Source organism: Flavobacterium crassostreae, assembly GCF_001831475.1.
Lineage (GTDB): Bacteria > Bacteroidota > Bacteroidia > Flavobacteriales > Flavobacteriaceae > Flavobacterium > Flavobacterium crassostreae.
In genome coordinates this window covers 1,868,003-1,878,406 of record NZ_CP017688.1, presented here as the reverse complement: position 1 = coordinate 1,878,406, position 10,404 = coordinate 1,868,003, and the positions used below count along the sequence as shown (strand labels likewise).

Here is a 10,404-nt window from a genome sequence, read left to right as displayed (position 1 = left end):
TGTTATACAACCCATTCAACATTAAAAAATATTCCATATTGGCTTTAGCCAAAATAGATTGTGAATTTAAAACATCAAAAAAATGATCAAAAGAACGCTTTTTTTTGGCAACCCAGCCTATCTGAGTACCAAAAATGAACAAATAGTGATCTCTTATCCTGATAAAGAACAAGAGACCAAAACAGTAGCCATTGAAGATGTTGGTGTCCTTGTTCTAGAAAACCAACAAATAACCATCACCAATGGCTTGCTCGAAAAACTAACAAACAACAATGTAGCACTGATCAATTGTGACCAATACCATTTACCGATCGGGTTGTTGATGCCACTTAATGGCCATACGGAACAAAGCGAACGATTCAGGAATCAAATTAATGCTTCTGCCCCACTCAAAAAAAATTTATGGCAACAAACCATTAGTTCCAAAATTAGGAACCAAGCGGGGGTATTAAAAGAGAAAGGGATTCCTTGTCGCAAAATGGAGATTTGGTCCAAGGAAGTGACCTCAGGAGATGCGCTGAATCACGAATCTAGAGCTGCAGCATTTTATTGGAAAAATCTTATTCCTGTTGCAAATTTTACTCGAGGACAAAAAGGAATTCCACCTAACAACCTGCTTAATTATGGCTATGCTATTCTGCGAGCCATTACCGCCCGCGCTATTGTAAGCTCGGGGATGTTGCCCACGCTTGGGATTTTTCATCGCAATAAATACAATGCCTATTGCCTTGCTGATGATATTATGGAACCCTATCGACCGTATGTTGATTTAATAGTATGCCACATTATGGAAACCGAAGATCACTATGACGAATTGACTATCGAAATCAAAAAACGATTACTGAGTATTGCTACCATTGATGTAATTATAGATGGCAAAAACAGTCCGTTGATGGTTGCCATGAGCCGCACTACGCATTCCTTACAGGAATGTTTTGAAGGAACAGCACGAAAAATAATGTATCCTGTCTACGGTTAAACAGCTTTGAAATAAATATGTTTGACAAACAGTACACCCGATTAAATCAATATAGAAGTTTGTGGATATTAGTATTTTTTGACCTGCCTACAGAAACACGCAAAGAGCGCAAAATTGCCAGTGGATTTCGAAAGAAATTATTGGACGATGGATTTTCTATGTTTCAATTTTCTATCTATATGCGTTTTTGTGCCAGTAAAGAAAATGCCGAAGTACACACCAAACGAATTAGGAATAGTTTACCCGAGCACGGCAAAATTGGTGTGATGCAAATAACGGACAAGCAATTTGGAATGATGGAACTTTTTTATGGCAAAAAGCCGGTAGAAACAGATAAACCTTCGCAACAATTGGAACTTTTTTAAAAATTAGAATTCCAAAAACCTACAACAAGCTGAAGATTAGCACTATTTAAGAATCCATTTTTATTTTCTAAACAAACCCATAACTACCAACATATCAAACGATTAAATCGCGGTATGTTGGGAATTATAAGTAAAAATACAATTTTGAAAGCAATTCACAACAGGGGGCGGCATTATTTGTGAAAGGCTTAGGTTGGGAATTATAAGTAAAAATACAATTTTGAAAGCAATTCACAACGAAGTGATACCTTGTTTACCAACTGCTCCGGTTGGGAATTATAAGTAAAAATACAATTTTGAAAGCAATTCACAACAGCCTGTGGGTAATGTGAAAACTTGATTCAGTTGGGAATTATAAGTAAAAATACAATTTTGAAAGCAATTCACAACTCAGTGCCAGAACGCTCTTTTGGTTGTCTGGTTGGGAATTATAAGTAAAAATACAATTTTGAAAGCAATTCACAACGTGGTAGCCGATAACGAGAATTTGAACTGAGTTGGGAATTATAAGTAAAAATACAATTTTGAAAGCAATTCACAACAAAGAATCTGTTTTTCCATCCATCCATTTAGTTGGGAATTATAAGTAAAAATACAATTTTGAAAGCAATTCACAACCGGGGTGGTATGATTGGCTGTGGAAATTAAGTTGGGAATTATAAGTAAAAATACAATTTTGAAAGCAATTCACAACCTTCATCAGCAGAGCCTTTTTTCGCAAGTTGTTGGGAATTATAAGTAAAAATACAATTTTGAAAGCAATTCACAACGCTTACCTGAGAAATTGAGAATTGATTTGTGTTGGGAATTATAAGTAAAAATACAATTTTGAAAGCAATTCACAACTGAATACGTCCGAATATTAAAAGAATGTAGGTTGGGAATTATAAGTAAAAATACAATTTTGAAAGCAATTCACAACGTATGCCAGCATTTCGGAATATTTAGCCTCGTTGGGAATTATAAGTAAAAATACAATTTTGAAAGCAATTCACAACATTAATCCGCTAACATCGAAATAAATATTGTTGGGAATTATAAGTAAAAATACAATTTTGAAAGCAATTCACAACATATAAGCTCCGTAGCACGTGGAATAGTGTGTTGGGAATTATAAGTAAAAATACAATTTTGAAAGCAATTCACAACACATCTCAGGAAACTCAGCCAAGTTTCTAAGTTGGGAATTATAAGTAAAAATACAATTTTGAAAGCAATTCACAACTAGGAAAAGAGGGTGCAACCGAAGCGTACAGTTGGGAATTATAAGTAAAAATACAATTTTGAAAGCAATTCACAACTTAAACCTCTCGGTATTATGCCTGAGGTGTGTTGGGAATTATAAGTAAAAATACAATTTTGAAAGCAATTCACAACCGGCTCTTGATACTGCCTGCCGTCATATCGTTGGGAATTATAAGTAAAAATACAATTTTGAAAGCAATTCACAACCCGAATTTATGGAGTTGGAAATTGAAAAAAGTTGGGAATTATAAGTAAAAATACAATTTTGAAAGCAATTCACAACTCTTTTTAAGTAGCATCGCTTTTAATTGTAGTTGGGAATTATAAGTAAAAATACAATTTTGAAAGCAATTCACAACGCCACTTAGTACGATTAGCCAGCCCCTTAGTTGGGAATTATAAGTAAAAATACAATTTTGAAAGCAATTCACAACTTGCTTTTAACTTTTCTTTTTTCGCTTCTGTTGGGAATTATAAGTAAAAATACAATTTTGAAAGCAATTCACAACTGAAAACTGAGTCTGTCTTAGCCCATTGAGTTGGGAATTATAAGTAAAAATACAATTTTGAAAGCAATTCACAACAGTACGCAAGCATTTCGGAATAGTTAGCCGTTGGGAATTATAAGTAAAAATACAATTTTGAAAGCAATTCACAACTATCTGCCGTAGGTTTAGCCGATAATTGGGGTTGGGAATTATAAGTAAAAATACAATTTTGAAAGCAATTCACAACAGGTATGCTCTTTTTTCTTTAGTTTCAAATGTTGGGAATTATAAGTAAAAATACAATTTTGAAAGCAATTCACAACTTATTAATCGCAATACCGATTATTTGGTAGTTGGGAATTATAAGTAAAAATACAATTTTGAAAGCAATTCACAACTAGTAAGTACTCGCCCCAAAACAGAAACTGTTGGGAATTATAAGTAAAAATACAATTTTGAAAGCAATTCACAACAAAAAGTGACCGATGAAGCCACAAGTGCTAGTTGGGAATTATAAGTAAAAATACAATTTTGAAAGCAATTCACAACATTCTTGATGAAATACTTAAGTTGTTAAAAGTTGGGAATTATAAGTAAAAATACAATTTTGAAAGCAATTCACAACTTAATCCTTTCGGAATAATCCCTGAGGTGGTTGGGAATTATAAGTAAAAATACAATTTTGAAAGCAATTCACAACCTAAGCTAGCAACAAAATTGCCCCATGAATGTTGGGAATTATAAGTAAAAATACAATTTTGAAAGCAATTCACAACAAATCTTCGGAACTAAGCTTTGCCGTTTTTGTTGGGAATTATAAGTAAAAATACAATTTTGAAAGCAATTCACAACATCATATTTCACGTTTATAATCATACTTTTGTTGGGAATTATAAGTAAAAATACAATTTTGAAAGCAATTCACAACTGTCAAAATCTCCTTTGGTTTTCTTAACGTGTTGGGAATTATAAGTAAAAATACAATTTTGAAAGCAATTCACAACCGTTTCCGTTGGTAGCGAAATAACCAGCCGGTTGGGAATTATAAGTAAAAATACAATTTTGAAAGCAATTCACAACAACAAGATTAAAGCATTAACCGAGGTGTCAGTTGGGAATTATAAGTAAAAATACAATTTTGAAAGCAATTCACAACAATAAACTTCATTAATTCTCTATTTCCGCGTTGGGAATTATAAGTAAAAATACAATTTTGAAAGCAATTCACAACAAGTAACAGTACAAACGTTTTTCTCGTCGTGTTGGGAATTATAAGTAAAAATACAATTTTGAAAGCAATTCACAACTTCATTAATACTTCAGCAGCAAACAAGCGTGTTGGGAATTATAAGTAAAAATACAATTTTGAAAGCAATTCACAACCAAACATTACGTATTTTTCCATAATTGTTTGTTGGGAATTATAAGTAAAAATACAATTTTGAAAGCAATTCACAACTAGCCAACGGGATGCTTGCTTCAACTACCGTTGGGAATTATAAGTAAAAATACAATTTTGAAAGCAATTCACAACGATGCTTCTAATGTCGTTATTATCAGCAAGGTTGGGAATTATAAGTAAAAATACAATTTTGAAAGCAATTCACAACTGATCCGCTCAATAAGCTTTGGAAGCTGCTGTTGGGAATTATAAGTAAAAATACAATTTTGAAAGCAATTCACAACATTGAACTAAAAAACAAAACAAAATGGAAAGTTGGGAATTATAAGTAAAAATACAATTTTGAAAGCAATTCACAACTGCTGTTCCAGCTCTTTGTTTATCTGCTCCGTTGGGAATTATAAGTAAAAATACAATTTTGAAAGCAATTCACAACTAGCGGAAACGATGAATTAATCGAAGATAAGTTGGGAATTATAAGTAAAAATACAATTTTGAAAGCAATTCACAACTTACCAGCTTTAAAAAAGTACTTGCTGCAAGTTGGGAATTATAAGTAAAAATACAATTTTGAAAGCAATTCACAACCCGAGTTGTGCGCTTCCCATTTACTTCTCAGTTGGGAATTATAAGTAAAAATACAATTTTGAAAGCAATTCACAATTGGAGCTACTAATTTATACCTCTGAAATTTAAATGTAATTTTGGGATGTTATATTCTGAGAAATAAAAAAACCTTTTTGTACCCTAAAACCACTCTTAATTAGATAATTATTTTTTTATTTAATACTGCTTTACTATCTTTCGAGTTCAATTTATTAGCAACCTTAAACATTGAACCAATGTTAGAAGAAAAGAATGATAACCTGCAAAATGCAGATGGAAAATCAGCACTAGAGTCTCTCGAAAAAAAACAAACCACAGCTCCTGAAAAAGACGCAACGGAAAATACAATTGCTGGAATAAGTGAGCAATCCTTAGAGCAGGATTCACAAAGGGCACTGCGTTCTATTGATGCTTCTAACGCCGAAGAAAGCGAAGACCAAACCCTGAAAGAGCGCCATGAAATACCCATGCAGGATTATGACTCTTTATCTATGGTAGATCTCGTTGAGGCATTAAATATCATTGCTGGCTCTGATAAAATAATGTCTGTTAAAGAACATGTGGATGAAATTAAAAAATCTTTTTTAGCAAAATACACCCATTTTATTGAAGAGAAGAAAGAAGAATTTCAGGCTGAAAATCCAGATAGCACCGAAGATTTTGAATATCATTTGCCTCTGAAGGCACAATTTGATGCATTGTATACTACCTTCAAAAATAAAAAGAATACGCATTTTAAGAGTTTACAAACCAACTTAAAATCCAATCTTGAGAATAGGCTTGCTATAGTGGAAGAACTAAAGGAGTTAATCAATCCGCAAGAAAATATCAAAGATACCTTAAAGCATTTTAATGAATTGCGTGAGAGATGGAAAAATGCAGGTTCCATCCCTAAGGACAAATACAATCATGTCTGGAATAATTACCATTTTCATGTAGAAAACTTTTACGATTACCTACACTTAGATAGAGAAGCAAGAGATTTAGATTTTAAACATAATTTAGAACAAAAACAAAAAATTGTGTTACGGGTTCAAGAACTTTTGAATGAAGAGGATGTCAATAAAGCCTTTAGAGAACTGCAAGACCTACACAGAATGTGGAAAGAGGACATAGGGCCTGTATCTAAAGAGCACCGTGAAGAAATCTGGAATTTATTTAGTGATCTCACTAAAAAAATGCACGACAAAAGAGAGCTTTTATTTGAAAAACAACGAGAATTAGAGCTAGTAAACCTAGAGAATAAAAAACAAATCATAGCTGAGATTGAAGATTTGGCTACCATTAAAGTACATGCACACTCCCAGTGGTTACTTCAGATTGAAAAGGTAGAGGCTTTGAGAACTGCCTTTTTTGCGGCCGGAAAAGTTCCCTCTGAGGTAAACGAAGCTACTTGGTCTAGTTTTAAAACTGCTGTCAGAAACTTTAATTCTTTTAAAAACTCTTTTTATAAAGAAATAAAAAAAGACCAAAACGAAAATCTAAATAAAAAAAATGCCTTGGTAGCAAAAGCGCAAGAACTTCAAGATAATACGGATTTTGAAGCCACTACGCCTATCATGAAGAACATTCAAGAAGAATGGAAAAAAATTGGACATGTGCCTCGAAAATTTTCGGACAAAGTCTGGACGGAGTTCAAGGCTGCTTGCAACCATTATTTTGATCGTTTAAATGAGCAAAAGAGTGAGAACATTGCCGAAGAAATGGAATCTTTTGACAAAAAGAAAACCTACTTAGAATCTTTAAGAGAGTTTGAGTTATCCGGAGATCACAAAATAGACCTAGAGGCCATTAAACAACATATTGAAAACTGGAAAAATCTAGGAAGAGTACCCCATGCTAGGAGGCATATTGAAGGCAAGTTTAATAAAATTTTAGATGCTCTTTTTGATAAATTAAGTCTTAGCAAAAAGGAAACAGATATGATGCGTTTTACCAACCGTCTGGATAACTTAGCCGAAAATAATGAAACCCGTAAGCTAGAAAACGAAAAGATTTTTTTGATACGAAAAATTGACGAAGTTCAGAATGAGATTTTTCAATTAGAAAATAACATCCAGTTTTTTGCAAATACCAAAAATGCTAAAAAAGAAAATTCTATTGTATTGGAGGTGCGCAAAAATATTGCCATCCATAAAGAAAGCTTAGAGGTTTGGAAAGAAAAACTAAATCAATTGCGTAGCTTAAATCAAGAATAAACTGGATTTAAAGAACCAAAACAAACCTCATTCTAGCAATAGTTTGAGGTTTTTTTGTGTTCAAAACAATGGTTTTATTAGGTTAGAAGCATGATAATTATCATTTTAATATTTAGGGTATACTTTTACTTTTGAACAATAGCTAAATGTGATATAATGAAAAATGCTTTAATTCAAAAATATAATGTTCCCGGGCCTAGATATACCAGCTACCCTACTGTTCCGTATTGGAACGAAGAGGATTTTGTATACCAAAACTGGATGGATACCCTACAAAAAACCTTTATAGAAAGTAATGCCACCGACGGAATTAGTCTGTATATACACCTTCCTTTTTGCGAAAGCATGTGTACCTTTTGTGGTTGTAACAAACGCATAACCAAAAATCATGACGTTGAGCATCCTTATATTCAGGCTGTTTTAAAAGAATGGTCGCTTTATTGCAAGGTTTTAGATCAAAAACCAATTATAAAAGAAATTCATTTGGGTGGTGGTACGCCTACTTTTTTTTCGCCCAAAAATTTAGAAGATTTAATACAAGGTATTTTGAGCTATGGATCTAAGGCTACAAATTATGAGTTTAGTTTTGAGGGCCATCCTAATAATACTACTCAAAAGCATTTACAAAAATTATATGACTTAGGTTTTAGAAGAGTTAGCTTTGGAGTGCAAGATTACTCTCCTAAGGTACAAAAAGCAATACATAGAGAACAGCCCTTTCATAATGTGGCTAAGGTTACTTTGTGGGCAAAAGAAATTGGGTATACTTCTATAGGTCATGATATTATTTTTGGGTTGCCTTTTCAAAATATAGAAGACGTGATTGATACCATTGAAAAAACAAAATCCTTGCAACCAGATCGTTTGGCTTTTTATAGTTATGCACACGTGCCTTGGATTAAAGGCAATGGGCAACGTGGTTTTAGGGATGAAGATATCCCTAAAGATAAAGAGAAAAGAGAGTTGTATCAAAAAGGGAAAGAATTGCTACTCAAAAATGGCTACCACGAAATAGGAATGGATCATTTTGCTCTACCAACAGATAGCTTATATAACGCTTTTAAGAACGGAAAATTACACCGTAATTTTATGGGATATAGTGCTTCCAAAACAAAATTAATGATTGGCCTGGGGGTTTCTTCTATAAGTGATAGTTGGTACAGTTTTGCACAAAATGAAAAAAACTTAGAGGATTATTACCAGTTATTAGAGTGGAATAAATTACCTATATACAGAGGGCATTTATTAACGCCAGAGGATCTCATCATCAGAAAACATATCCTTAATCTAATGTGTCAATTTGAGACTTCTTGGAAAGATATTGCGCATTATTTTGACGAAATTCCGGATGTAATTGCCCAATTGGAAGAAATGGATAAAGACCAATTAGTACTTATTAACCACAACACGATACAGGTTACCGAAATCGGAAAGGCTTATTTGCGTAATGTATGTATGGCTTTTGATTTGCGCTTAAAGCGAAAAGCTCCAGATACTAAATTATTTTCTATGACCATTTAAAACGCTTTATTTGTACTAAAAAATCCTTTTGGTATGCTAAAAAACCGCAAATTCTAGATTTAGAACTTGCGGTTTTTTTTAAAATTAAAAGCAATGGCACCTATGTAGGGGCTATAATTTACTTTTAGTTACTGTTGGTTAAGATGCTATATAATTCGTCTTTTAAAAATAAAAACTTTGCTTTTACTTCGTGTGCGTGTGCATCTGTAACTGCCTCTGTATCGGTATTGATACGGTGTATTTCATGCTCCAATTCGTGGTATTCATCAAATAATTTTCTGAAATGGTTGTTTTCTACTTTTAGTTGGTGAATTTTTTCTGCATGCTCGGGAAACTCGTGGACAAAATTATGTCTTTCCATGTTGATTGATTTATTAGTGGTTATTAAATTAATGACAATTTGGAGTAGCTTGTACAAACAAACTCATATTAGAGGGTGAAACATACGGAATACCTAGCCCTAGACCTCTCAGTATAAAAAGTACTCCAATAAAAACGGCTACATAAGGAATGGTTTTTTGAATTTTATTACGAACCTCTAGGCTAATAAAAGTGTTCAGATACACAATGCTACTCATCATGGGCACGGTTCCTAGTCCAAACAAAATCATGTAAACTACTCCTAGACTAGCACTTTGCATGGCTATGGCGCCAAACAAAGCAACGTAGACCATTCCGCAGGGCAAAAGCCCATTGAGTAACCCTATGGTAAATAAGGATTGGTAACTTTTGTTCTTGAATTGTTTGCCTAATTGCTGCTTGACTTTGGCTATAATTTTAAAAACAGGCTTTGAAAAATTATATTTTGCAAAAATTTGTTCGGGTAACAAAACAATAGCAATCATACAAATGCCTATTATAATAGACATTTTTTGCTGCAATCCTGCCATAAAGAAACCTTTTCCAACTAATCCAAAAACAAGCCCAATGGTGGCGTAAGCGGTTATTCGTCCTAAATGATAGGTCATTATTTGGATTACCTTTTTTGCTTTATTACTTCTATCTACTGGAAGCATCAATGCTATGGGACCACACATACCGATGCAGTGTAAACTACTAATTAGTCCAAAAATAAAGGCGGTGTATAGCATGGTAATTCTCTAAAGGATCAATTGATATAAATAGTCTCTTTGGTTAAATATGGTTTTCCGTCATATTGCCACTCCATTTTAATATCCCAACGACCGCCTACCAATTTTGATTTAGGTATGAGCAAAGTTGGTTTAGATAACGAAATTGGAGTTACGAAATCTAATTTTTTCATAGACGGTCTATAAAGGGATACATTTCCTTTTATTTTTTTAGGATCATAAACTAACGGAAAGACTATAGTAATGCCTTCTGCTGTTTTTGTTATTACTGGTTTTTGTGCTAAGTCATGTGCGTTTTGTACTCTTTGCATTTCTTGACTAAAATCGGCATCGTATTTGTAATATTCTTCTACTACTAATTCATTATCGTATTTAGAATTAGATTGTACTTTGATTACAAAATAGAGTATAAACGCCATAAAGGACACTATGGCTATAACAATTCCGGTTCCCCAATTGATTTTCATTTTGTTTTTTTTTTGCTGAAATACCTAATTTTAAAGTAATTT

The 10,404-nt window shown here is 33.1% G+C and carries 7 protein-coding genes and 1 CRISPR repeat array; of the genes, 4 read left to right on the top strand and 3 right to left on the bottom strand.

What is annotated here, in order from left to right; genetic code table 11:
• Positions 1 to 82 precede the first annotated feature (82 nt).
• From cas1 to hemN, 4 genes are all read left to right on the top strand, one after another.
• Entirely contained in the window at positions 83 to 979 is an 897-nt protein-coding gene (cas1, locus tag LB076_RS08375) for a type II CRISPR-associated endonuclease Cas1 (protein WP_066331516.1), read from the top strand.
• 17 nt (positions 980 to 996) lie between these two features.
• Entirely contained in the window at positions 997 to 1,344 is a 348-nt protein-coding gene (cas2, locus tag LB076_RS08370) for a CRISPR-associated endonuclease Cas2 (RefSeq protein WP_066331519.1), read from the top strand.
• A gap of 116 nt (positions 1,345 to 1,460) precedes the next feature.
• Positions 1,461 to 5,143: a CRISPR direct-repeat array (repeat unit 46 nt; unit sequence GTTGGGAATTATAAGTAAAAATACAATTTTGAAAGCAATTCACAAC).
• Between the two features lie 178 nt (positions 5,144 to 5,321).
• Entirely contained in the window at positions 5,322 to 7,283 is a 1,962-nt protein-coding gene (locus tag LB076_RS08365; RefSeq protein ID WP_066331522.1) for a DUF349 domain-containing protein, read from the top strand.
• 156 nt (positions 7,284 to 7,439) lie between these two features.
• Positions 7,440 to 8,804: an oxygen-independent coproporphyrinogen III oxidase gene (gene hemN, locus LB076_RS08360; RefSeq protein WP_066331523.1), complete on the top strand. Its 1,365-nt coding sequence runs from the start codon at positions 7,440 to 7,442 to the stop codon at positions 8,802 to 8,804.
• 124 nt (positions 8,805 to 8,928) lie between these two features.
• Here the strand turns inward: hemN and LB076_RS08355 are convergent, their stop codons facing one another.
• From LB076_RS08355 to LB076_RS08345, 3 genes are read right to left on the bottom strand one after another with little or no spacing between them, the layout of a single operon-like run.
• Positions 8,929 to 9,165: an HP1242/YdcH family protein gene (locus LB076_RS08355; RefSeq protein WP_066331525.1), complete on the bottom strand. Its 237-nt coding sequence runs from the start codon at positions 9,163 to 9,165 to the stop codon at positions 8,929 to 8,931.
• Positions 9,166 to 9,193: 28 nt separating this feature from the next.
• On the bottom strand, positions 9,194 to 9,895 hold the full coding sequence (locus LB076_RS08350) for a sulfite exporter TauE/SafE family protein (RefSeq protein WP_066331527.1): 702 nt from the start codon (positions 9,893 to 9,895) through the stop codon (positions 9,194 to 9,196).
• A 17-nt stretch (positions 9,896 to 9,912) separates the two neighbouring features.
• A complete protein-coding gene (locus LB076_RS08345; RefSeq protein ID WP_066331530.1) occupies positions 9,913 to 10,362 on the bottom strand; it encodes a FixH family protein in 450 nt (149 codons plus the stop codon).
• Positions 10,363 to 10,404: the final 42 nt, after the last annotated feature.